18 protein-coding genes and 1 pseudogene are annotated in these 24,823 nt (G+C 37.6%); 5 read left to right on the forward strand and 14 right to left on the reverse strand.

From position 1 onward, the window contains the following. Positions 1-146 precede the first annotated feature (146 nt). Both waaA and lpxK read left to right on the forward strand, forming a co-directional pair. A complete protein-coding gene (waaA, locus tag BN202_RS06855) occupies positions 147-1,457 on the forward strand; it encodes a lipid IV(A) 3-deoxy-D-manno-octulosonic acid transferase (protein WP_034987796.1) in 1,311 nt (436 codons plus the stop codon). A gap of 2 nt (positions 1,458-1,459) precedes the next feature. Next, the gene (gene lpxK, locus BN202_RS06860; RefSeq protein WP_019219887.1) at positions 1,460-2,479 is read left to right on the forward strand and encodes a tetraacyldisaccharide 4'-kinase; all 1,020 of its coding nucleotides are present in this window, start codon (positions 1,460-1,462) and stop codon (positions 2,477-2,479) included. 27 nt (positions 2,480-2,506) lie between these two features. Here the strand turns inward: lpxK and BN202_RS06865 are convergent, their stop codons facing one another. Both BN202_RS06865 and mutL read right to left on the reverse strand, forming a co-directional pair. Next, positions 2,507-2,743 carry a DUF2093 domain-containing protein gene (locus tag BN202_RS06865; RefSeq protein WP_019219888.1) on the reverse strand — a complete coding sequence of 79 codons (237 nt, stop codon included), beginning with the start codon at positions 2,741-2,743 and terminating at the stop codon, positions 2,507-2,509. 121 nt (positions 2,744-2,864) lie between these two features. After that, complete coding sequence (mutL, locus tag BN202_RS06870; protein ID WP_034987799.1) at positions 2,865-4,703, reverse strand: DNA mismatch repair endonuclease MutL; 1,839 nt, start codon at positions 4,701-4,703, stop codon at positions 2,865-2,867. Positions 4,704-4,988: 285 nt separating this feature from the next. Between mutL and BN202_RS06875 the strand changes: the two genes are divergently transcribed. Continuing rightward, positions 4,989-6,077, forward strand: a complete 1,089-nt coding sequence (locus BN202_RS06875; RefSeq protein WP_019219890.1) for a 2'-deoxycytidine 5'-triphosphate deaminase — start codon at positions 4,989-4,991, stop codon at positions 6,075-6,077. Positions 6,078-6,819: 742 nt separating this feature from the next. Further along, positions 6,820-7,971: an FMN-dependent L-lactate dehydrogenase LldD gene (gene lldD, locus BN202_RS06880; protein WP_019219891.1), complete on the forward strand. Its 1,152-nt coding sequence runs from the start codon at positions 6,820-6,822 to the stop codon at positions 7,969-7,971. A 564-nt stretch (positions 7,972-8,535) separates the two neighbouring features. Here lldD and BN202_RS06885 read toward each other — a convergent pair. The 4 genes from BN202_RS06885 to BN202_RS06900 form a co-directional block, all read right to left on the reverse strand. After that, positions 8,536-9,501, reverse strand: a complete 966-nt coding sequence (locus BN202_RS06885; RefSeq protein ID WP_019219892.1) for a transketolase family protein — start codon at positions 9,499-9,501, stop codon at positions 8,536-8,538. Continuing rightward, positions 9,498-10,346, reverse strand: coding sequence for a transketolase (locus BN202_RS06890; protein ID WP_019219893.1), 849 nt, complete (start codon positions 10,344-10,346; stop codon positions 9,498-9,500). The genes BN202_RS06885 and BN202_RS06890 overlap by 4 nt, the downstream gene beginning before the upstream one ends. Before the next feature lie 551 nt (positions 10,347-10,897). Further along, positions 10,898-11,455 carry a 16S rRNA (guanine(966)-N(2))-methyltransferase RsmD gene (rsmD, locus tag BN202_RS06895; RefSeq protein WP_019219894.1) on the reverse strand — a complete coding sequence of 186 codons (558 nt, stop codon included), beginning with the start codon at positions 11,453-11,455 and terminating at the stop codon, positions 10,898-10,900. Next, positions 11,436-12,839: a pseudouridine synthase gene (locus tag BN202_RS06900; protein ID WP_019219895.1), complete on the reverse strand. Its 1,404-nt coding sequence runs from the start codon at positions 12,837-12,839 to the stop codon at positions 11,436-11,438. The genes rsmD and BN202_RS06900 overlap by 20 nt, the downstream gene beginning before the upstream one ends. A 264-nt stretch (positions 12,840-13,103) precedes the next feature. On the opposite strand from BN202_RS06900, the gene BN202_RS06905 reads away from it, so the two are divergent. Further along, a complete protein-coding gene (locus tag BN202_RS06905; RefSeq protein ID WP_019219897.1) occupies positions 13,104-13,550 on the forward strand; it encodes a nucleoside deaminase in 447 nt (148 codons plus the stop codon). Positions 13,551-13,683: 133 nt separating this feature from the next. Here the strand turns inward: BN202_RS06905 and BN202_RS06910 are convergent, their stop codons facing one another. From BN202_RS06910 to BN202_RS06950, 8 genes and pseudogenes are all read right to left on the reverse strand, one after another. Next, a complete protein-coding gene (locus BN202_RS06910) occupies positions 13,684-14,190 on the reverse strand; it encodes a hypothetical protein (RefSeq protein WP_019219898.1) in 507 nt (168 codons plus the stop codon). A 196-nt stretch (positions 14,191-14,386) separates the two neighbouring features. After that, positions 14,387-17,302 (reverse strand): isoleucine--tRNA ligase, encoded by a 2,916-nt coding sequence (gene ileS / locus BN202_RS06915; protein WP_019219899.1) that lies wholly within the window; start codon positions 17,300-17,302, stop codon positions 14,387-14,389. A gap of 251 nt (positions 17,303-17,553) precedes the next feature. Further along, a complete protein-coding gene (locus BN202_RS06920) occupies positions 17,554-19,074 on the reverse strand; it encodes an outer membrane protein (protein ID WP_019219900.1) in 1,521 nt (506 codons plus the stop codon). 158 nt (positions 19,075-19,232) lie between these two features. Then, positions 19,233-20,000 carry an outer membrane protein gene (locus BN202_RS06925; protein ID WP_019219901.1) on the reverse strand — a complete coding sequence of 256 codons (768 nt, stop codon included), beginning with the start codon at positions 19,998-20,000 and terminating at the stop codon, positions 19,233-19,235. A gap of 387 nt (positions 20,001-20,387) precedes the next feature. Continuing rightward, positions 20,388-21,131, reverse strand: a complete 744-nt coding sequence (locus tag BN202_RS06930; RefSeq protein ID WP_019219902.1) for an outer membrane protein — start codon at positions 21,129-21,131, stop codon at positions 20,388-20,390. A 339-nt stretch (positions 21,132-21,470) separates the two neighbouring features. Then, positions 21,471-22,257, reverse strand: a pseudogene (locus tag BN202_RS10560) (outer membrane beta-barrel protein). 290 nt (positions 22,258-22,547) lie between these two features. Then, positions 22,548-23,381, reverse strand: coding sequence for an outer membrane protein (locus tag BN202_RS06940; RefSeq protein ID WP_019219903.1), 834 nt, complete (start codon positions 23,379-23,381; stop codon positions 22,548-22,550). Between the two features lie 371 nt (positions 23,382-23,752). Further along, positions 23,753-24,073, reverse strand: coding sequence for a hypothetical protein (locus BN202_RS06950; protein ID WP_019219905.1), 321 nt, complete (start codon positions 24,071-24,073; stop codon positions 23,753-23,755). Positions 24,074-24,823 lie beyond the last annotated feature (750 nt).

Consider the following 24,823-nt stretch of genomic DNA (forward strand, 5'->3'; position numbering starts at 1 on the left):
TATAAAGTGAGGTACTTTTTGCTGCCTAAAATATGAAGGATATTTCACTATTCGATAAAAAAACCAGTATTTTAACACAAGGTGAGAAATTATTTAATAGAATAAAGTTTACAAACATCTCACAATAGATGAATGGGGTAGTTTTAATAATGGAACTAAAGGCACGAGCGGCTTTTTTAATCTATCGGATGGTTGGCTTTTGCTTACGTCCTATTGTACCTTTTTATTTGTTTCTTCGTACTATGCGTGGAAAAGAGGAGCGAGGACGTCAAAAAGAACGTTTGGGGAAGAGCCATAAAGCGCGACCTCAAGGCCCGCTCATTTGGTTGCATGCGGCAAGTGTTGGAGAAACACTTGCTCTTGTGCCACTTATTGATCGCATTTTATCATTGAAAATGAGTGTATTGTTGACAAGCTGTACTGTAACCTCCTCTTCTCTTATGAAAAAAAAATTTGGTAATCGGTTAATTCATCAATATGCTCCATTGGATTTAGATTTGGCAGTGCGCCGTTTTCTTAATCATTGGAAACCTGACTTAGCGTTGATTTGTGAGTCAGAGATTTGGCCTGTGCGTATTAAAGAACTTGCTAAAATGCATATTCCGCAGATTTGGGTTAATGCCCATATGTCTAAACGTTCTTTTCAAGCTTGGCAAAAATACCCTGTTCTTGCCAATTATATTTTTAAGAATATTGATCTGGCTATTGCTCAGAATAACAGAGATGTCACTTATTACCATGCCCTTGGGGTAAAATCTGTTGCGCTTTCTGGTAATCTTAAGGCTGATGTTGTACCAGTTGAAGATCAAACTTTACTTACACATTACCGTAATGCTCTCGGTAATCGTCCAGTTTGGGCTGCTGTTTCAACCCACGAAGGGGAAGAAGAAATCGCTTTTGAAGTCCATAGGATTCTTAAAGATTATTTGCCAGATTTATTGACAATCATCGTGCCCCGTCATCCTGAACGCTTAGAAGATCTTATCAAAAAGTGCAATAATAAGAATTTGCGTTTTGTTCGTAGAAGCAGCAATGTTGTTCCAGATGCAAATACAGATATTTTATGGGGCGATACAATTGGGGAAATGGGACTTTTTCTTCGCTTATCAAAAGCCTCTTTTATTGGGAAATCGTTATGTGGAGATGGTGGGCACAATCCATTGGAGCTGGCTTTATTTGGTTCAGCTATTTTGACAGGACCTCATGTCTCAAATTTTCAAGAAATGTTTGAACAATTCTTAACGCATGAAGCAGCATATATGATTCAAGATACAAAACAGCTTGCGATTCAAGTGTATAAGCTTTTAACAGATGAAATATTACGACAAGAAATGACAAATAAAGCCTATGAAATTGCAACAGGTATGACGGGTGCACTTGAGCGTACATTACAAATTCTTGAGCCGTTTTTACAACCTCTTGTCATACAAAGGGGTTTGTCTCAACATAGAGGATAGCTATGCACATAAGCGCACCGTATTTTTGGTGGAAAAATAAAAGCTTTTTGCGTTTTTTGTTAACTCCAGTTTCGTGGATTTATGGTTATTTTTCACGCCGCCGCATGGCAAAACAGCCCCCTATTATTGATCTTCCGGTTTTATGTATTGGCAATTTTACATGTGGTGGTGCTGGTAAAACACCTGTTGTCATTGCTTTTGCCAAAACGGCTAAAGAACTTGGTTTCGTGCCTGGTGTTGTCTCACGTGGATATGGTGGGAACATTAAGAAAGTACATCTTGTCAATGAAAAATATGATAATGCGCGCGATGTTGGAGATGAAGCACTTTTACTTGCACGACATGCTTTTGTTGCCATATCAGCCGATCGTTATGCAGCAGCAAGGCGGCTTAAACAAGAAGGATGTAATCTGATTTTAATGGATGATGGGTTTCAAAGCCGCCGTCTTTACATGGACTATGCATTACTTGTTGTGGATGCAATGCGTGGTTTTGGTAATGGAGCCGTTTTTCCAGCAGGACCTTTGCGTGCGCCATTCAAAACACAGCTTTCTCTCACGGACAGTGTTTTACTGATTGGTCATTTAGATGCGTGTGATAAAATTGCTTTTCTTATCAGACGTGCTGGAAAAACTTTGCATCATGCACAGCTTAAATCATTCGCCTCTAATGAGGTTGCAGGAAAATCATTTTTGGCATTTGCAGGTATTGGCAATCCAGATAAATTTTTTAAATCTGTTAAAGATCTTTCTGGTCATGTCGTACAAACTTACTCTTATCCTGACCATTACTTTTTTTCCGATAAAGATTTAAAAAAACTTGTCGAAAAAGCTGAAAGGCAAAATTTATGGCTGGCAACAACTGCTAAGGATTATACACGTATACAAACAAGCAATCTGCAAAAAGATTTAAAAAATCTGATTGTCTTTGATGTTAAAGTTGATTTTGTTCAAAAAGATTTCTGCCATATGCTGCTTGAAGAGGTCATGTCTCGTTTTAAAAAACGCAAACCTCTTCTCTAAAGAACTCAATTTATAATTTTTAATCGGTTACTTTTTTTGTGTTGTTAATAATTGGCTGAGATATGGATTACACTCAAGTTCGCGATGATAGGAAATTTCACAACTCGCATATGCTTCTTGGCGGTGGTGATTCCAATATTTTAAATCGTCTATTGGGATTTTTTGTCCACTGATAGCACAAAGAGTGTAAGTTCCATATTCTACGATTTTATATCCATTATTGGTATAATGAATTTTCGCCTCGCGTTCATCACTAGAAAACATCCTTTACATTACCTTTCTACTTTTTTGAAAGATTACACAAGTTAAAGTGCCATAAGACGCCTTATAAAGTCGAGAGTGAATTTAAAAATATTTCTTTCTTGCCAAAGTGGTGAAGTGTGATTCATTTTCTACCAAAAAGCCTCTCTATATCCGTCAATTTAAGTTCAATATAAGTAGGACGCCCGTGATTACACGTTCCTGTATTGGGTGTTGCTTCTATTTGTCGTAACAGTGCATTCATTTCTTCAGGGTGCAAAAGGCGCCCTGACCGTATTGAACCATGACAAGCCATCGTTGCTGCAACATAGTCAAGCATTGCTTTTAAATTGTCTGTCGTGTCATATTCAGCGGCTTCATCCGCAAGATCTTTAATGAGAGCTTGTACGTTGATCTCTCCTAACATAGAGGGTGTTTCACGCACAACAATTGCGCCAAGCCCAAATGGTTCTATCCCCAAGCCAAATTTCTGCAAAGAATCTTTGTGTGCTAAAAGGCATGTTGCATCTTCTTCAGAGAGTTCTACAATTTCAGGAATAAGCAACAACTGTGAAGCAAGGGGGTTAGAATAAAGTGCATTCTTGAGTGCCTCATAAACTAAGCGTTCATGAGCAGCATGCTGATCGACAATAATCAAACTGTCTTGGGTTTGAGCAATAATGTAGTTTTTATGAATTTGTGCTCTAGCTGCCCCTAAAGGATAAGACAATTCTTCTGATGAAGATGATGAGCTTGGAATGTAAGTATCACCGCTTGGTGTATCTAAACCCTCCATGAGAGGATTAACATCTTCTTTTAAACCAAAAGAGCTGTTCATATCTAATGGTTGATGTACCATTGGTGCAGATGAAAAATGATGAGGCTGCAGACTGTAAGAAGAAGTCTGCTGAGTGCTTTTAAAAGTTTTCAATGATTGTTGTGTTTGAAATGCAGCCAACATTGCCTCAGAACGCGTTGATGTAGGACGAACACCAGCTTGATGCAACGCTTCATGAATAGCACCAACGATTAAACCACGAATTAATCCCTGATCACGGAATCTTACATCTGCTTTGGTTGGGTGGACATTAACATCTACATCAGAAGGAGGCAGATCAATAAAGAGAATGGATACAGGGTAACGATCCCGTGTCATGACATCAGCATAGGCACCTCGAATTGCTCCAAAGAGAAATTTATCGCGCACTGGACGCCCATTAACATAAGCAAATTGATGAAGGCTATTACTACGGTTGAAGGTTGGTAAACAAGTAAACCCAGTCAAACGAACAGACTCGCGTTCAGCATTGAGTACGATACTGTTAGCTGCAAATTCTTGCCCCATAATTTGGGTAATACGTTGCAATTTTCCTTGAGTATTATTTCCTGTGGCAGGAAGCTCCACAGAAGTTCTGTCTGGACCTGAAAGAGAAAAACGAATATGTGGAAATGCAATAGCAATTCGCTTAACCATATCGGTAATAGCATTCGTCTCAGCACGATCTGTTTTCATAAATTTTAACCGTGCTGGCGTAACAAAAAAAAGATCACGAACTTCTACAATTGTTCCAAGATTAGCAGCAGCCGGCTTGGGCCCGACAACTTTTCCTGCTGTAACAATAATTTCAGCAGCATTATCAGCATCCTGCGTGCGTGAAATAAGTTTAAGTTTAGAAACAGAACCAATAGAAGGCAAAGCTTCTCCTCTAAAGCCTAGGAAAAAGATATTGTGTACATCATCGGTAATTTTTGAGGTACAATGACGAGAAACGGCTAATATTAACTGATCTGCAGAAATACCACAGCCGTTATCACTTACCTTTATAAAATTTTTTCCACCATTTGCTGTAATAATTTCAATTCGTGTTGCTCCAGCATCAATAGCATTTTCAACAAGTTCCTTGACAACATTTGCTGGCCGTTCAATAACTTCACCGGCAGCAATTTGATTAATAATATTTTCGCTAAGATGGCGTATGGTCATCATAAATTTTAACAAGATTCCTACGAACTCTAGATTTGAATTATCATAACATTATTTGTGCAACATTCAAGAATGAGAATATGTGAGAGACCTTATGCTCAAAATAACTTTTAAGTAAAATTTCAAAAAATGTTGTAGCGGATAATGTTTTATTGTTTGTGGCGTGCTATCATTAACTATAGTAGAAAATTAACAAGTGAATGATCTTTATTGCCTTAAAACAACTTGCACTCATCAATCATATAGGCAAAAAAAGAAATGGCGTAATAATGGAAGGCAAAACATATGGCGCGTGTAAGCGGTATTTTGGCAGATAATGATATACAAGCTTTAATTGATCATGATATTCTCAAAGCTCTTCGGCCATTTGATACAGTGCAAATACAACCTGCAAGTCTTGATCTTCGTTTAGGGGAAAAAGCCTATCGTATACGTGCTTCTTTTATGCCAGGAACTGATATCAAAGTTTTTGATAAACTTGAACGGTTAAAGTTGCACGAATTTAATTTGCGAGACGGAGCCGTTTTAGAAACAGGTTGTGTTTATATTGTTCCTCTCTTAGAAAATCTGGCCTTACCAGAAATTTTATCAGCTGTTGCCAATCCTAAAAGCTCTACTGGGCGATTAGATATTTTTACCCGTATCATTACCGATAATGCACAAGAATTCGATAAGATTTGTGCCGGTTATCATGGTCCGCTCTATCTTGAAATTAGTCCACGAACATTTCCAATTTTAGTGCGTACTGGTTCATGTTTATCTCAACTCCGATTTCGCAAGGGGCACAGTTATTTAAATGAAATTGAACTGCATACTCTCCATAGGAATGAAACACTGATATCTGATGATTTGCCTAATATTAGTGCGGGTGGTATTGGGCTTTCCATTAATTTGAAAGGTGATGAAAACGGACTTATAGGCTATCGTGGCAAACGTCATACAAGTGTTATTGATATCGATAAACGTGCTGTTGCAGACATACTCGATTTTTGGGAACCTCTTTTTGACCATGGTCAAAGAGAATTGATTCTTGATCCTGATGAATTTTATATTTTAGTTTCACGAGAAGCTATTCATGTTCCTCCGCTTTATGCCGCTGAAATGACCCCCTTTGATCCCTTAGTTGGTGAATTTAGGGTGCATTATGCAGGTTTTTTTGACCCAGGATTTGGACATATGGAGGCAGGTGGAAAAGGAGCAAAAGCCGTTTTGGAAGTGCGCAGTTATGAAGTTCCATTTATCCTAGAGCATGGTCAAATTATTGGTCGTTTAATGTATGAACATATGCTCAATCAGCCATCAGTACTTTATGGACAGAATACTGGATCACACTATCAAGCACAGGGATTAAAATTGTCTAAGCATTTTAAGTGATGTGAAAACATACTCTTTGATAAACTGTCCGCAAGCAACCTATTTAAATAAATTCGCCCTGTATTTTATATAAATCTTGTTAAAAGTAATTATCCTTATAATGGGGCATTATCCATCATTTTTAAAATATATTGCACCTTTGATTGAAAGGCTATTTCAACAATTTTATAATAGTCATGTCTTTTGTGTATCATCAAATTATACTTAGAAAATATTTTATAAGTTAAAATGAAACTTTTCTGCTCATATATACTCAACTTTAAAATTTTTTAAAAAGACCTAAATAAACCAGTAAGTGCATGTTTTGATTAGCAGAAAGCCTGCAAAAGAAACATTGCATATGTGTATAGCAATATTGAGTTCGTTCTATTAACGAGATTCTTCGTTTTTTAGGGGGATTCATTGGATATACTTTAAAATTATAGATTGATGATTTTTATAAATTATCACGTGATATATCTTTATAGTTTATAAAAAGATGTTGCTTTAAAATAAGGATCAATGACTCAAATAACCTATGCTTTTGTAAATTATTGATTAATACTTAGCTCCATCAGACTCTTAATCTGAAAAAGAGCAATAACATATTGTTTTTATTGATATGTTTTTTTGCATTGCAATATTAATCTTCTGCATTTATTGAATTGGAGTATTTTGAGAAAATGTCTAAAAAAGTAGATGGTTAACCTTTATTAATTGTATGATTTTCCCTCTCTTCATTTAAAAATATTTGGTGCACTTCATGATTATTTCCTCAACATTTGATTATCGTAAAGCAGCAAAACGTCGGCTTCCTCCTTTTCTTTTTCACTATATTGACGGTGGAGCTTATGCTGAAGAAACACTGCGACGTAATTGTACTGATCTTCAAGCACTTGCACTACGTCAAAGGATTCTGACGCAGATTGGTGAAGTTGATCTTTCAACCAAGATTTTTGATCAAAAATTCGATTTGCCGATTATACTTGCACCTGTTGGTTTAACAGGCATGTATGCACGCCGTGGTGAAGTACAAGCCGCACGTGCAGCTGTTGCAAAAGGGATTCCCTTTACTCTATCCTCAGTTTCAGTCTGTTCCATTGCAGAAATGCACAAAGCGGTTGGAGATGCATTTTGGTTTCAACTTTATGTTCTCAAAGATCGCGGTTTCATGCGTGATGCATTAGAGCGAGCTTGGGCATCTGGAATACACACCTTGGTTTTTACAGTTGACATGCCAATTCCCAGTGCACGTTACCGTGATGCGCATTCAGGAATGTCTGGCCCTTGTGCTGGGTTGCGCCGTATTTTACAAGCTTTTACCCATCCCCATTGGGCTTGGAATGTTGGTATTATGGGGCGTCCACATGATCTTGGAAATGTTTCTGCCTATTTGAAAAAAAAGATTGCATTGAACGATTATGTTGGTTGGCTTGGGAAAAATTTTGACCCATCGATTGGTTGGCGTGATCTGCAATGGATTCGAGATTTCTGGAAGGGCAAAATGATTCTGAAAGGCATTCTTGATCCAGAAGATGCACGGGAAGCAGTACGATTTGGTGCTGATGGTGTTGTTGTTTCCAATCATGGTGGGCGCCAACTTGATGGTGTCTTATCAACAGCACGGACATTGCCAGCAATTGCCGAGGCTGTAAAGAATGATTTGGTTATTTTCGTGGATTCTGGTGTGCGTTCTGGTCTTGATGTTGTACGTATGATAGCACAAGGTGCGGATGCCGTTATGATCGGTCGTGCTTTTGTTTATGCACTTGCAGCAGCAGGTGAGAAAGGTGTTTCTCACCTGCTTGACCTTTTCGCCAATGAAATGCGGGTAGCTATGACACTGACCGGTGCCCAGACACTCCAAAATATCACACGCGAAAGTTTAGTGAATACAAATGTCTTTAAGCAATGAAAGCCATATTTTATACTATTTTTAGAAAATGATGGTCCGTTTATAGAGGAGCATATTTGTATATTTCACAGATATGTTAACAGTTAACCTTCAGTAGAAAAGGTTAAAAGTCTCCTCCATAAAATGATAGAAAATACTTCATAACTGGAATAATATTAAAGAAAAAATCTTAATAATAATCAACGCAGAAAAAACACAAATAACACTGCACACATTTTTATTCACTTTGTTAAAAGCTCATTCTAAAGATAAAAAGAAACAAGCGCTGATATTAAAGACATAAGAACTGTTGAAATAGAAAAAATAGATCATATTTTATAATATCTATATTATTTATGTTAAGTTTATTGAATAATATATTATATAGATGTGATATTGTCTTTTATAGAATATATTTTTAAATAATACAAAATACAGTATATTATCTTTTTAAAAAATTCGTTCAATAGAAAATAACATAGCCTAATTTAATGTACTTATCTTCCTTATTTTCTTGTGACCTCAAGGATTATAATGGTTTTTAACTGGCGAGCATATTAGAATGTAGTTTAATATTTTTATATCTTATGTCATTGCTAACACAGTTTTCGTTATACCTTCTCGACTTATTCCATAATTTGCCAAAACGTCTAATTGGCTTCCATTACAGATTGGTTCATCGGGTATTCCTAAAGATACAAATCTGCATGCAATAGCATATTCCATAAGTAATCTTGCAACGGCATCTCCAAGCCCCCCGTTAATGCTATGCTCTTCACAAACAATGACAGATCGGTGGGATTTACAAAATTCTAATACAGATGCGTTATCTAAAGGGCGAATTGTTGGTACACTGACAGCTGTTGGTATAATTTCATATTTTTTGAGTTCTTCAGCCGCATCAAGACAAATCTGCACCGCTTCACCAGTGGCAAGTAAGAGAATATCTTTTCCTTTTTTTACAACAGAAGCTTTATTGATATCAATTTTTGCAGCATCTTTATGAATATTTGTAAGAGCACGCTTTCCTAAACGTATATAAGCAGGCATAGGACTGCTTAACGTCGAGAGAATTGCAGCTTCTGTTTCTTTATTATCCGCAGGAGCCATAATGTGTATGTTGGGAATGGCACGAAGCGAAGCAAAATCGGCAATAGCATGATGGGTTGCCCCAAGTGGCCCATAGCTAATCCCAGCACTAATACCAATTAATCGAACAGGATTTTCACAATAAGCGACATCTACCTTTATTTGTTCAAGGGCACGCGTTGTCAAAAAACAAGCTTGCGAAACAACAAAGGGCTTTTTGCCACATGAGGCAAGACCAGCAGCAACACCTACTAAATTTTGTTCAGCAATTCCAACTTCTATAATACGCTCTGGATAGAGCTTTGCAAATTGATCAATCTTTCCAGATAAGCGTGAATCAGCCGTTAAAACAACAATATCTTTATCAAATTTTGCTATTTTTATAAGAGTCTTATTTAAAATATCGAGGTTTGAAAATTTCACGGCATTTTGTGTTTTTTGATGAAGATGATCCACACTCATACTCCCATTAATTGAATTTTTGTCTCAATTTCCTCGACAGCAAGATTATATTCCTCATCTGTTGGAACTTTATGGTGCCAGATTATGTCATTTTCCATGATAGAAATTCCACTTCCCTTTATGGTATTCATAATGATTGCTGTTGGCTTATCCTGATGAAATGGAGGTAATTTTAATGATGTTTTCAGTTGGGCCATATCGTGACCATCAATTTCTACAACATGCCAGCCAAAACTTGTAAATTTATCTGCTAAGGGCTCTGTTTTCATTAAGACATCCGTTTTATCTGTAATTTGCAACCGATTTCTATCAACAACGGCGATGAGGTTGCTCAGTTTATAATGTGCTGAAAAAAGTGCTGCTTCCCAAACAGAACCCTCTGTCATTTCGCCATCACCAAGAAGCACAAAAACACGATAAGATTGAGAATTAAGCAGTCCAGAGAGAGCCATCCCTGCGCCAAGAGATAGGCCATGCCCAAGAGAACCTGTGCTTTGTTCTATACCAGGGACTTTTTTAGTGACATGACCAATAAAATCTGAACCAAAGCCTAAATAAGTATCAAGAAGTTGAGGATCAAAATACCCCATTTCTGATAATACAATATACAACGCTTCAACGGCGTGTCCCTTACTTTGGATATATCGATCGCGATTGGGATCATGGATATACTTTGGATTTATTTGAAGAATATGTTTGTATAAGATATAAATAAAATCAATACAGGAAAGGCTCCCAGCCGTATGACCAGATTTTGCTTTTTTAATGAGATCAAGTATTTTAAGGCGTAAACGGAGAGCATAAATTGCATCATCAATATCTGCTTTATTGGTTGCATAAGCCATATCTTCTCTCCCCTTTAGAAGAATTATAAAATAATTGATATCCAATCACAATTTTATACATTATTTATTCTTGATTTTAAATGCATAAGACAATTATCCATCATAAAAGGAAAATTGAATCTGCTGAAAATTGTATAATTTCAATGATGTAGAAAATAGCGGATGTATTTTAAAAATATTTTTATGTATTTCTTCATCGTTACACTTTGCAAATATTTTTTACAAAAGCATAAGGCATTATTAAAATGAGTAAATTTAAAGATTGTGTCTTGGTGGAATGTAATTAAGAATTTTTTATAGATACAGCAAGGTCAAAAAGGCTTATTACATTTACCTTATACTGCTTCTATTGTTTGCCTGAAATTAAAGAATGTGATGACCATGAGAATGTACCTAATCATGTCCTCTCTTTAGAAACATCGCGTGAAAAAATATACATACAGATAAGGAATGCTATATTGGTAAGAAACTAGCGTCGATTCATATAAAAACTGATATAAGATATTTTTCTGTCACCATTGGATAAACAAAAAACTTTCTCAAGTCTGAAATTATGAACGCAGTTTATAAAAACGTATTGCTGTCTCTCCATAAAAACGCTCATCATCGAGATAAAATATCTCAGGTAACTGAATCATTGCATCTTTCTTTTCTTCAAGCACAAAAAGTGTATGAGCTTTTGCCCACCCTCCTCTTACAGCCTCTATAAAAGCACGCTCACCTAAACAATAGCCATAGGGAGGATCTGCACAAATAACATCAAATGGAAGCATTGTGCCAATATTACCAAGTTTGGTTGCATCACGGCGCAAGATGCGCCCCATTGATTGCAATTCAAAAGCTTCAATATTTTTTTGTATCAGTCCACGTCCCTCAACAGAATTTTCAACAAAAACAGCAGTTTTTGCACCACGCGACAAAGCCTCTATACCTAAAGCACCAGTGCCAGCAAACAGATCAAGAACACGTTTGTTGGTCCAAAATTGCTCTTCTCGGCTCGCAAGAATATTGAAAAGGCTCTCACGCGTACGATCACTCGTTGGACGAATCGACTGCCCTGCCGGAGCAAACAAAACACGCCCAGCAAATTTACCGCCGATGACTCGCACGCGGTCCTCCAAATCTCTTCACTGTTTTTGCCTCACCACCATACACTTTAGATTTTTTTATGCTTCCATCAAATGATTTAACCCTTTTTTTATTCTCAAAAGAACGCTTATCATAATCATCTTTCATCACCTTTTCTTCTTTCTTCAAAAAACGCTCTTTTTTGCCTAAAAAACGCGTCTCAGAAAAAGACTTGTTACCACGTTTTTGATCAAAACGAGCGTCCCTTTCTTTCCGCAACGGAACATCTGAAAGTTTTTCCTTCGCTTTATAGAAAGATTTTTGATTTGCTAAACTGCCCTTATGTTCATAAGAGGACTTCTCACTATAGACGGACTTTTTACGCGCACTTTGTGGCCGTGCACCAGGAGCCATCCAAACATTAGAACGACGCGAACGTGGCAATAAACGCTCTGTTTTTTCATCCTCGCTTTTATCTTTACGCATAAATTTTTCATCAGACTTTGCACCCAATCGTGATGGATTACGTTTCGTTGACCCATCTTGCTGTTTACGCTGTACATTACTTCCACTTGAAAAAACCCAAGCACCATTAATATTCCCAAGATCTTTACTACTGTGCTTTTCTGCCACAACCGTAGAATGTGAAAAGGGTTTCAGAATAGGAGCATCAAAATTTGCATTGGCTTGCATAATTAAACGCTCCCCTAATTGTTCACGTAACATGCGTCCTTTTATCTCACGAACCGCTCCTTCTTCCAAATCAGAAAGCTGAAATGGACCATAAGATACACGAATTAAACGATTAACCGATAATCCTAATGCCCCAAGAACCTTCTTTATTTCACGATTTTTTCCTTCACGTAAAGCGACAGAAAGCCACATATTTGTTCCCTGCTCACGTTCAATCGACGCTTCAATCGAACCATAGAAAATACCATCAATCGCTATGCCATTTTTAAGGTTATCAAGTGCACTCTGTTTTACTCTTCCATGAGCACGAACCTTATATCTGCGCACCCATCCTGTTAAAGGAAGCTCTAGTACACGTGATAGGCCACCATCATTGGTTAACAGCAAAAGCCCTTCTGTATTAATATCAAGCCTGCCTACAGAAAGAACACGGGGCATGCCTTTGGGTAAATTGCTAAATACTGTTGGTCTACCTTCAGGATCACGGTTGGTCGTGACAAGCCCTACCGGCTTGTGGTAAAGCCATAACCGCGTTCGTTCTATGGGAGACAAAGGTTTGCCATCAACTTTAATAACATCAGAAAGAGTAACATTAAAAGCAGGTGTTGTCACAACTTTGCCATTAACAACAACCCGACCTGCAACAATCATCATTTCTGCATCGCGACGCGAAGCAATACCTGAACGCGCTAATCTTTTAGCAATCCGCTCACTCTCATTGTTTTCACTCATTTGCTCTTTACACCAACCTCTGCCAATAGCTTCAAAAAATCGTTACCCCATACAATACCGCTTATCCTGAAAGGGGGAGTAACACAATCATTTATCATTTTCTATCCTTTAGCGGCAATTATATAGCTGTTTCCTTATAAGTTCATTGAAACATTAAAAAATAATGCTCCTTTGTTGAAAAGAATTATAACGTATTCATTTTATAGCACTCCTGTGTATAGAGAAAGCTTGTCGCCTCCCCTACACTTTAGTAGAAAGAATTCTATGATTTTGACTCCCATGGAAATAGCCCTCTTGGAAGCCCAATGGGCAAAGAAAAAAGATGAAGTCCCTGTAGGCGCCGTTATCACACACGGCAAAACAATCATTGCACGCGCTGGTAACTATACAAAAGCTGCATATGATCCTACAGGACACGCAGAAATGCGTGCTATCCGTATGGCTTGCGAAGCACTTCAAAGCGAAAGACTTCCCGATTGCGACCTATATGTAACCCTTGAACCTTGTGCAATGTGTGCCGCAGCCATTTCATTTGCACGTATACGACGCCTCTATTACGCAGTAAGCGATCCCAAAGGAGGTGCTATTGAACACGGCCCACGTTTTTATCAGCAATCAACCTGTCATCATAAACCTGAGATCTATGCCGGTTTTAAAGAAAAAGAAGCGGCCCAATTGCTTAAAGATTTTTTTGCACAAAAACGGTGTTAAAAAATTCTTTTTTTACCTCTAACAGCTAATCTTTTAACAATATGAGAACTCTTTAAAAAAGTTAATAGCTCTTCTTTTTATCTAAACGCGCTTTTAGAGCATTTTTCCTCATACTCTTATCATCCATCGCTTCTCATTTACCAACTTTACCAACAGGTGCAATCTTTGCCGGTTGGCGGTAACTCAAAGGTGGCTCAGTAAGATAGCGGCGATACTTCGCACTTCCAATGCGTGCTTTCTGGCGACGTAAATATTCCTGCCGTTGCTTTGCTCTCAACTGTGAAATATTTTCTGTCTCAGCATCATTGGTATACTCATTAGCTGATGATACTTTTTTGGGCAAAACAGGAACTTTGCCACGACTAGCATTTTGCTTTGATGCTACTGTATCTTGCTGCGGTAATGGCAAAACTAAGCGTGAACCGGACTTTGGTATCACAAGTTTTGGGTGAGGTTTCATAACAAGCTGACTATTATCATTTGTCGGTGTTAGCGAAGCAATGTTAGCAACATCTTCAAAGAACTGTAATGAAACCGGTTTATCTGTACCATAAGTAGGAGCGGACATACCGCATCCTGTTAATACAAAGCATATACCCAAAATGCTCGCTGGCAATATTTTCACTTCACGTTTTTTCATTGCTTACCCCATTTTTCTAAGTATATGACTCTTCGATCTTCGCGTATTTATTGGAGATCTGTTCCACATACAAACTTACCCCCACGGAAAAACAACAAATTTACTCGTTACCATAAAAGATTATACGCATCAATAATATAATTTAAACTACAGCAATGCTCTTTATAAAGATTCATTTCCCCTTTTAACGTGACAGTTAAATCTTTCCAAGCATCTGTAATTCACGCAAAGCAGCCGCATCACGAGCAGATACATCAGGGTAAGCCGGATCACTCCCAACATCTTGTGTATAACGCCATGACCTAGCACATTTTTTCCCTAATGCCTTCCCTGAATATACACCGACACCTTCCACATCATTCAGAGTAAAAGCATCCGCAGGTGGTGCTTCCTGTTTAACTGTTAGAGTACTGGTGATACAAATTTCCGCCATATCTAAATTTTCTAATGCCTCCAGTAAAACTGGATTAGAAATAAAAACCACAGGTGCGGCTTCTAAAGATGATCCAATACGCTTATCTGCGCGTTCGTGTTCTAAAGCACCTGTCACAACTTTACGAACTTGCCGAACTTTTTTCCAACGTTCAGACAAAGCTTTATTTTGCCACTCCTTACGCACAGAGCGAAATTGCTCTAAATGTACCGACTGACTTTCTGGGTAACGCTCTAACCAAGCTTCTTCCATGGTAAAAGGCAACATTGGAGCAAGCCATGTCACCATTCGTTCAAAAATCTCACGCACAACCTGTAACGAAGCTTTACGTTTTTGTGATGAAGGCGCATCGCAATAAAGAGAATCCTTACGGATATCAAAATAAAACGCCGATAACTCCATGATTGAAAAATCTAACAATGCACGCATAATCTTTTTAAAATCAAACGCGTCGTAGGCGCGATTAACCAACTGATCCAGTTCAAAAAGCCGATGTAAGATAAATTTTTCAAGATCTGGCAGTGCATCATAAGATATTTCTTCTCCTTCATCATACGCTAAAGTTCCAAGCATCCAACGAATTGCATTGCGCAGTTTACGATATGAATCCACATTGGTTTGAAGAATTTTTTTACCTAAACGCTGATCTTCCCAATAATCAGTTGTCATGACCCAAAGACGAAAAATATCAGCACCAGATGTTTTAATGATCTCCTGTGGAACAACAGTATTGCCTAAGGATTTAGACATTTTCTTACCATTCTCATCCAAAGTAAAACCGTGTGTGATTACTGTCTTATAAGGAGAACAAGCACGCGTACCACAGCTTTCCAAAAGAGAAGATTGGAACCATCCACGATGTTGATCAGAGCCTTCAAAATAAACATCTGCTGGCCATTTTAAATCAGCCCGATCTTCTAACACAAAGCTATGACTTGCTCCAGAATCAAACCAAACATCAAGAATATCATAAACCTGCATCCAAGGCTCATGCGCACGCTCACCTAAAAAACGTTCACGCGCTCCCTCAGCAAACCATGCATCCGCCCCTTCTGCTTCAAAAGCCTTTAAAATACGCTCATTCACGCCCTCATCTTTCAGGACTACACCATCTTCATTAGCAAAAATACAAATAGGAACACCCCAAGACCGCTGACGAGAAAGCACCCAATCAGGACGATCTGCTATCATAGAAGCTAAACGATTTTGACCAGAAGAAGGCACAAAACGCGTCATCGAAACAGCCTCCAAAGCACGACTGCGTAAAGTTGATCCATCTCCAAGATCTTTATCCATTGAAATAAACCATTGTGGTGTATTACGGAAAATAACCGGTTTTTTTGAACGCCAACTGTGGGGATAGGAATGCTTTAAACGACCACGCGCAAATAGCCTATCTGCTTTTATTAAAGCATTAATAACCTCTCTATTGGCATCACCCATTTTTCCATTATCATCAATAATGCGTGCCGGTCCTCCCTCCCGATCTGGACCAAACCCAGGAACATCCTTCGTATAAAAACCAGCATCATCAACAGGAAATGGTATAGATGGATCAATACCCATCTGCTCTAAAAGAGGCTTATAAGTACTCCAAATTTCAAAGTCTTCACGCCCATGACTTGGTGCTGTGTGAACAAAACCTGTACCAGCACTCTCTGTAACGTGTGAACCATCAAGCAGCGCAATCTTATAGTTATAACCTCCAGCCAAACCTTTCAATGGATGAGAAAGAACAAACGTTTTTAGCTCGTTAGCGGAAACAGCACGCAAACGCTTTAAAATAAGTTTTGCTTTTTCTGCACAGCCCATGGCCAATGCATCAGCAAAGAGAAGTTTTTCTCCCACTTTAGGACCAAAATCATTTTCTGCACTTTCAACTTCGTACACACCATAAGAAATCTGCGAAGAATAACTCACGGCACGATTGCCTGGAATTGTCCACGGAGTTGTTGTCCAAATTACAACATAAGCACCATATAAATCACTAGAATCTGTCTCAAAAACAGGAAACTTAACCCAAATAACCTCCGATTCATGATCATGATATTCAATTTCTGCTTCTGCTAAAGCCGTACGCTCTACAACAGACCACATCACAGGCTTTGAACCACGATAAATTTGATCTGACAGAGCAAACTTCATCAATTCGCCAGCAATGCGTGCTTCTGCGCGAAAAGCCATTGTGGTATAGGGAGTGTTAAAATCTCCAATAACGCCGAGACGTTTAAATTCTTCACTTTGAACAGTTATCCAATGCTGTGCAAATTCACGGCATTCTTGCCGAAATTCATTAAGGGGCACATCATCCTTATTTTTTCCTTGCGAACGATATTTTTCTTCAATTTTCCATTCAATCGGGAGCCCATGACAATCCCAACCAGGAACATAATTTGCATTAAAACCACGCATTTGAAATGAACGAACAATCACATCCTTTAACACTTTGTTCAAAGCATGGCCAATATGAATATGACCATTTGCATAAGGTGGTCCATCATGGAGAATGTAAAGTGGACGGTCTTTTGCTTGTTGGCGCAATTGTGTGTAAAGCCCCATATCTTCCCAACGCCCCATCAATTCAAGCTCTTTTTGCGGCAGCCCTGCACGCATAGGAAAATTTGTTTGTGGTAAATAAAGCGTTTTTGAATAATCTATTGTTTCATTTTTCACAGTCATTGTGAAATATCCCTGTCCACTTTTACGATTTCATTTTTGCATAACTTCCCTGAACTCTGCAACTCTGGTTTTTTAATCTATAGGGAAAGCCGAGCTTATCATTCGTATTAAGCAGCGATCAAGAAGATATAACATCATATGTTACCGGCTTTATCATGAAACTATTAAGAAAGAAAACCCAAAAATGATCTTTTCAAAAAATAAAGGCCCCACTAAAAGTGGAGCCTTGTAAAATTTATTCTTAAAACAAATTAGAATTTGTAAGCTACACCAACACGGAAATCATTGGTTTTGTATTTAATTTCAAGTTTTTCCTTTGCAAACTTCTTTTTACCAAAATCGGAATAACGATATTCTGCACGCAAAATAACATTATCAGTCATTGCAAAATCAATACCACCACCAAGAGTATAACCAACCATGGTCTTTGTTTCATCGGTTATGTCCTTAGAAAAAACAGATGACCCATCCTCTCTCTTAACAGATACTGATACAGTATCTCGAAGCTGTGCATAAACAATACCACCTGCAACATAAGGCATAAAGCGATCAGCTGCAAAACCAATACGCAGCCGTGTGGCACCCGCCCAATTTTGCTTTAAAGTATGACTTAAAGCCTCAACAATACCGTCATCTGCAAGACCAAGTTCAGAAACCATCTTTTTCACTTCTTCTATGCCATAGACATTGGAGCTATTCTCAGACGCCTCTTGTGTACCTTGTGCGCCATGCCCAGCTACCTTCTGTGCACCATGGGGATTAGCACTATGGGCATGATAACCATGTGGACCACTACCCACAGCATGCGGATGCGCACTAGAGCCATGCCCACTTCCATGAGGTGCACCACCATGAGAAACGCCATGCGGATGAGAATTATGTGAATGCGCACCAGAGCCATACCCAGCTCTATTATAAGCACTGTAACGTTTAGAACTTCCATTTCCAGCCACATTTGCATCACTAGCCGCGTTTTTTTCTGATCTAGATGACGCTGACCTTGCCAGTTGCAGTTCTGAATCACTTGATGATCTTAACCTTTGTGCTGGTGCTGCTGCTTTTGCTGCCGCTGCTGGTGTTGCTTTTGCTGCCGCTGCCGCTGCTGCTGGTTTTGCTGCTCCTGCTGCTCCTGCTCCTGCTGCTCCTGATGCTCCTGCTCCTGATGCTCCTGATACCGCTGATCTTGCTACTCCTGCTGGTGCTGCTGGTGCTCCTGCTTCTCCTGATTCTCCTGATGCTCCTGATGCTCCTGGTGCTCTTGATGCTCTTGATGCTCCTGATATTGCTGTTCCTGCTGCTGTTCCTGCTGCTGGTGTTCCTGATACCGCTTCTGCTGATGTTGGTGCTGATCTACGAGATCTTACCACTAAATTTTCTAATGCAGCATTATCAGATGACCCTATAGTAATGGTCTTTGTGTGCTTTTGCCCAGCCCAAGTAAAATCTGTATCGATACCCAAAACAAAATTATCGCCAAGATCAATATTAGAGCCTGCATACAAACCACCTTCAAAGCCTGAAAGCTTAGGTGACAAATCTTTACTCAGTGGTACAGTTTTGTGCTTATGGACAATACTCATATCAGTCTTACTTGAAAAACCACCAACTTGACCACCTATATAAAAACCTGTCCATGTAAAATTAGGTGCTACAAAGGTTGACGAAGTAGATGATGCCATAGGCTGATGAGGAACCACCACATCAGCTGCTTGAGCTTTTGAAGCTGAAATCAAAGCAAAAATAGATACCGTTATTAAACATTTTGTATTCATAAAATATCTCCAAATATCCAAAATGGGTTATATATAGAGTATCTCTTTTAGAAAATCTGTAGCAAAAATATCACATTCACAAAAAAATAAAGGCTTCGTCAAAAACGAAGCCTTTTAACAGTTTAATTTTGATCCAGATATTTTTATCTTTAAAATAACTAGAATTTGTAAGCTACACCAACACGCAAATCATTGGTTTTATAACTAACTTCGTTTCCATCTCTATCGAATTTCTTTTTACCATAATCGGAGTAACGGTATTCTGCGCGCAATAGGACATTATCAGTCATAGCACAGTCAATACCAGCACCAAGGGTGAAACCAACAAACATTTTTGTTTTATCTAGATTATTATTTATCGATTTTTTTATTCCTGAAACCCAATCGGTCCCCTGTATCTGTGTATAGACAACACCACCCGCAATATAAGGCATAATGCGATCAGTAACTGCAAAACCAATACGCACTCGCGTAGTTCCGGACCATTTTTCTTTTAAAGTAGCACCATATCTTCCCATGTCACCCGCTACAAATTTGTCCGTTTCCTCGAGTTTAACGCCGGCATCTATAAGACTTTTATTAAGTTCTAAAGCGCCAGTAGCATCAAGAATCTTTGAAACAGAGCTTTTTTTATCTCCTCGATTAACCCAAACAACATCGGTTTCAATCCCTAGAATAAGAGCATGATTAAGATTTATATTGGAACCAATATAAATGCCCCCTACAAAACCTGAAGGCTGAGGTGCCCCATTTTTTTTGAAAATCCTCTCTTTTGTCTCCGAATCCGTTACCTTAACTTTACTTGAAAAACCACCAAGCTGAGCACCAATATAAAAACCTGTCCAAGAAAAACTAGGGGCAGCAATAGCTGGTGCAACTTCATGAGGAACGATCACATCAGCAGCCTGTGTCACAGAAACTAACATTGAGGTGATAACAGAATTGGTTATTAAGATTTTATATTCATATTTTGCTCCTAATTTATTTATAGGGCAATACTAAATACTTGCATAAAGAAAATCTGTAGTAAAAATGACACAGTGATAAAAAGATAGAATTGTTAAAGATAGTGCTTGTTCAGAACTCCATTTGGTATGAGAGCTAATAAATTAAATTTAATATATAAGCAATTGATGTTAAATTACTCTTTACTATTTATATTTTTTACCAAAATGAATGTTTAAAAACATCTTGAAATATTAAAATAATACTCAGTTACCTGACAATATAACAACAGAAAAACGGTAAAAGCCCCGTAAAAAACGGGGCTTTTTAATAATCTCTTTTGTAATAATAATTTCGTTTTTACAAAATTAGAATTTGTAAGCTACACCAACACGGAAATCATTGCTGCTGAAATTATATTCTTTTTTTTCTGTAAAAAATTTCTTTTTGCCATAGCCTGAATAACGGTATTCTGCGCGCAACAGAACATTATCAGTCACCGCAAAATCAAGACCGCCACCAATTGTGAAACCAACCATTGTTGCTGTTTCACTAGATGAGACTGTAGAAAAAGCTTTATCCTTTATTTTTACTAATCCATGAGCGGCCTCTAGCTGTGTATAGGCAGCCCCCCCAGCAACATAAGGCATAATGCGGTCAGCAGCAGCAAAACCAATACGTACGCGTGTAGCACCAGCCCATTTCTGTTTAAAAGCAACACCTTCTGAAGTGCCATCACCTACAGCATCTGCAACTGAAGTTTTAGTGACTACTCGTACATCTTTTTTGCCAGACCAGATCATATCTGTTTCAACACCCAAGATAATACCGTTGCTAAGATCAAAGTTAGATCCTGCATAAATGCCGCCAACCAAACCTGAAAGTTTAGGTGATAAGTCTTTAAAAGTTGAAGTATCTTTATCTTTATCTTTTAGGTCAATTTTACTTGAAAAACCACCAATCTGACCACCAATATAAAAACCTGTCCAAGAAAAGCTAGGGGCACTGATGACAGGTGCAGTTTCATGAGGAATGACAACATCAGCAGCCTGTACCCCAGAAGCTGAAATCAACGCGACAACAGAAGTTGTTATTAAAGATTTTATATTCATAAATTTTGCTCCATAATTTATTTATAGGACAATGCTAAACACTTACACAAAGAAAATCTGTAGTAAAAATAACACAGTCAGACAAAATAGAGCTCCTGTTTAGAGACGAGGCCTCTTAACACCTCTGTTTTATATCAAACATTGTCAGTTATATATAATTTAATCTATTGATTATAAATAAATTATCATCTGTCGTTTATGAATTTCTTTTTTCTAAAATCATTGCGCAAAACCATTCTACATATGTAATAATATGTGAAATGTGACAATATAACCACAGTAAAACAACTAAAATCTCAAGAGAAATGGAATTCCTTGGCGATTTAGCTTATCAATAGGTTAGAATTTATAAGCTGCACCAACAGGAAAATTATTGGTTTTATAGTTAAATTTACTTAGATTATTCTCGAATTGCTTTTTACCAAAATCTGAGTAACGATATTCCGCACGCATAATAACATTATCAGTCATTGTCATGTTTTTCTCAGTGTATGCAACCGATCTTGCAGCATTCCCAGAAGTACTTTGCACTTGCGCATAAGCAACACCTCCAGCAACATAAGGCATGAAGCGGTCAGCAGCTACAAAGCCAATACCTGCCCGAGTAGCACCAGACCATTTTTCTCTTAAAGAAAAATCCACACTAGGGGTGAAACTACCGCCTCTTGGTGTAGAAATTTTGATAGACTTCTTACTACCATCAGTATTTACACTCAATTCCTTATCGCAATCACAATCTCTGTCAACCTTATTACCTTCATGAGGACAAAGATAGAATTCGAACTTGAGTTTTTACGGTTAGCCCAAACTGCGTTAGTTTCAATACCTAAAATCAAACTATTTCCAAGACCTATATTGGAACCCGCATAAATACCCCCTATAGAACCGGAAAGCTTAGCTGTATACTCTTTTGGTTGAAAAGTTGGTTTTTTGTACCTGCGTCCGTTTTTTCAACCTTACTTCAAAATTTTCCACCTTGCCCACCAATGTAAAAACCTGTCCAAGAAAAGCTAGGAGCTGTAATAAATGGTGCACCTTCATAAGGAACAGCAATATCAGAAGCCTGTACTGCAGAAACTGAAATCAACGTGATAATAGAAGTTGTTATTAAAAATTTTATATTTATAAATTTTGCTCCTAATTTATTTATAGGGCAATGCTAAACACTTATATAAATAAAATTTGTAGGTAAAAATAATATAATGATAAAAAGAAAAAATTGTTAAAGATAGAGCTTGTTAATTATTCCATTTTACATGGGAGCTTATAGTACGGTTTATACATAATCTATTGATATCAATATTAAAATTACGTTCAATTATGGAACAATATAACAACAGAAAAACAGTAAAAGCCCCGTTTTTTACGGGGCTTTTTAGTAATCTCTTTTGTAATAATAACTTCGTTTTTACAAAATTAGAATTTGTAAGCTACACCAACACGGAAATCATTGGTTTTATAAGAAGTTTCATACTTATCGTTTGAGAATTTCTTTTTACCAAAATCCGAGTAACGATATTCTGCACGGACAATCACATGATTGGTCATTGCAAAATCAACACCAGCACCAAGGGTGTAGCCAACAAATGTCTTTGTTTCATCAGACAGGTTACCAGAAGCTATGACTTTACCCGTATCTTTTTGTGTTATTGATATCGATGCGATATCTTGAAGCTGTGTATAAGCAATACCACCAGCAACATAAGGCATGATGCGTTCAGCAGCAAAACCAATTCGTACCCGTGTAGCGCCAGCCCACTTCTCTTTAAAAGTAAAACTATGCGTCCGCTTATCACCAAGCTTGATTTGATCTTCGCCAATACTAATACCAGCATTTTTTAGCATCTTACTCACATAAGCCACGTGATTTTGAGCAATTTCGTATGATGGCAATGTCTTCGTATCATTTTTATCCGCCCAAATGATATCTGTATCAACACCCAAAATAAGACCATTGCCAAGATCAATATTAGAACCTGCATAAAGACCACCTATGAAACCTGATAGTTTAGGCAAGTCGTCATTATACACCGGAATATTTTTTCCATTACTGAGGATATCCATCTTTGTTTTACTTGAAAAACCGCCAATTTGACCACCAATGTAAAGACCTGTCCAAGAAAAAGTTGGAGCCACAATAACCGGTGCAACAGGTGTAGGACTAGGGGGAACAATAACATCTGCTGCATGCGCTGCTGAAACTGAAACAAAAGCGAAAGCAGAAGCTGTTATTAACCATTTCATATTCATAATTTCTCTCCATAGCTGAATATTTGAACACTTGGTCTCATATAGAGCTCCAACTTTGGATATCTGTAGCAAAAATGATACACTCATAGAAAAAACAAAAAGCTACTCTCCCTTTAGTCATTTGATCTGTAAATAATATGCCAACGCCAGAATATCTTTCTCGTCTTGAATGCTGTGCTTTATCTTTGAAGTCTGAAACGCCACTTTTATAAAAACTCTTAATTTTTGATTATAATGCAACACTCCTCCAAAAACGTATAAAAACGACCTTACAACCATAAAAACTACTCTAAGTTTACTTTTAAGCTCGTCCCATATTCTCCCTCTCAGCTTTGTAACAATCCCCCCTCTTTTCATTGCTTCCTTGCTCACTAAAAGCTCATGGGGCCTCTCTTAAATAGACTTGGCCGTGATCTTGGATATTTAGAACGATGACCTTTTCTTTTATTTGAGTATGAGACAGGGAGCAATTCAACAGCTGCTTCTCTTTGAATCTCATCAAGACAAGAAGAGCTTGCTTGAAAATCTTCAAATAAATTATCGCTAAGTTTTTTCTTAGAAAAAAAACTCTCAGGAGAAAAAACGAAAGATGTTCCTTGCCCTAATTTTTGATTACTCAAAAAACTTGCTCCCTGCGCCACAGAAATTGAAAAAAAAGTAGCAAAAGCCGTAATAAAACATTTCAAATTCATAGATCTTTACTCCATTTATAATATCCATAATGAGTTTCACATAGTGCCTTCATTGCAAATTTCCATAAAAAGATGATCTCTTTACTTATAAAAGTGAAATTTTTAGCACTTTGATTTTAAAATAAATGAAAATTGCTAAGCTATGCTGATATAGAAATCACTCATTTTGTAATAAATAAAAACACAATATACTATCCGATGAAAAACCAAGCACACAACGGTTTATTCACTCGTTTTTCCAACAGAGATTGTTTTCATTCTATACAGCTTAATAGAATTGTGGTGGTAGTAAGATACTGTCATTCTATTTTCTAGCAAAAATATTGTAAGAACCCTTACATGAAACAATTCATAAGAAGCAAATTTATTCTTTTCTTCGATCGTTTTTTGCATGCTACCCGCATACTTATGACGCAAAATGAATGATTTTGATTAATGAATCATAAACAAGTTTGAAATGAAAAAATCTTAGATTCTTCAGTGCACGCCTTCAATATGAAAAAGAACAAATTATCATTATCAATTGGTATGTTAAAATGTAACAATATGCCCTTTCTTCAATCAATCTATCACCTGCATATTAGCAAATGTTTCCTATGAGACTGTTTTGCACCGGCTGTTACAAATACAAAAAAACACATTTTCATAAAATATTCTTAATTGTGTGATTTTTAAAGGCAATAATATTCATGAGACTAAAAACTATGTCACAAAAGACTCTCATCAAAATAGACGAAAGAAAAAAACACT

Source organism: Bartonella florencae (assembly GCF_000312525.1).
In the GTDB taxonomy this organism is placed as follows: Bacteria; Pseudomonadota; Alphaproteobacteria; order Rhizobiales; family Rhizobiaceae; genus Bartonella; species Bartonella florencae.

Excerpts from the sequence above, each read along its gene's own strand:
- ileS (WP_019219899.1), bottom strand. The coding sequence starts at position 17,302 with ATGACTGTGAAAAATGAAACAATAGATTATTCAAAAACGCTTTATTTA.
- BN202_RS06875 (WP_019219890.1), top strand. The coding sequence starts at position 4,989 with ATGGCGCGTGTAAGCGGTATTTTGGCAGATAATGATATACAAGCTTTA.
- BN202_RS06940 (WP_019219903.1), bottom strand. The coding sequence starts at position 23,381 with ATGAATATGAAATGGTTAATAACAGCTTCTGCTTTCGCTTTTGTTTCA.
- BN202_RS06900 (WP_019219895.1), bottom strand. The coding sequence starts at position 12,839 with ATGAGTGAAAACAATGAGAGTGAGCGGATTGCTAAAAGATTAGCGCGT.
- mutL (WP_034987799.1), bottom strand. The coding sequence starts at position 4,703 with ATGACCATACGCCATCTTAGCGAAAATATTATTAATCAAATTGCTGCC.
- BN202_RS06920 (WP_019219900.1), bottom strand. The coding sequence starts at position 19,074 with ATGAATACAAAATGTTTAATAACGGTATCTATTTTTGCTTTGATTTCA.
- BN202_RS06905 (WP_019219897.1), top strand. The coding sequence starts at position 13,104 with ATGATTTTGACTCCCATGGAAATAGCCCTCTTGGAAGCCCAATGGGCA.
- BN202_RS06930 (WP_019219902.1), bottom strand. The coding sequence starts at position 21,131 with ATGAATATAAAATCTTTAATAACAACTTCTGTTGTCGCGTTGATTTCA.
- lldD (WP_019219891.1), top strand. The coding sequence starts at position 6,820 with ATGATTATTTCCTCAACATTTGATTATCGTAAAGCAGCAAAACGTCGG.
- BN202_RS06890 (WP_019219893.1), bottom strand. The coding sequence starts at position 10,346 with ATGGCTTATGCAACCAATAAAGCAGATATTGATGATGCAATTTATGCT.
- BN202_RS06885 (WP_019219892.1), bottom strand. The coding sequence starts at position 9,501 with ATGAGTGTGGATCATCTTCATCAAAAAACACAAAATGCCGTGAAATTT.
- BN202_RS06910 (WP_019219898.1), bottom strand. The coding sequence starts at position 14,190 with ATGAAAAAACGTGAAGTGAAAATATTGCCAGCGAGCATTTTGGGTATA.
- BN202_RS06865 (WP_019219888.1), bottom strand. The coding sequence starts at position 2,743 with ATGTTTTCTAGTGATGAACGCGAGGCGAAAATTCATTATACCAATAAT.
- lpxK (WP_019219887.1), top strand. The coding sequence starts at position 1,460 with ATGCACATAAGCGCACCGTATTTTTGGTGGAAAAATAAAAGCTTTTTG.
- BN202_RS06950 (WP_019219905.1), bottom strand. The coding sequence starts at position 24,073 with ATGAATTTGAAATGTTTTATTACGGCTTTTGCTACTTTTTTTTCAATT.
- BN202_RS06925 (WP_019219901.1), bottom strand. The coding sequence starts at position 20,000 with ATGTTAGTTTCTGTGACACAGGCTGCTGATGTGATCGTTCCTCATGAA.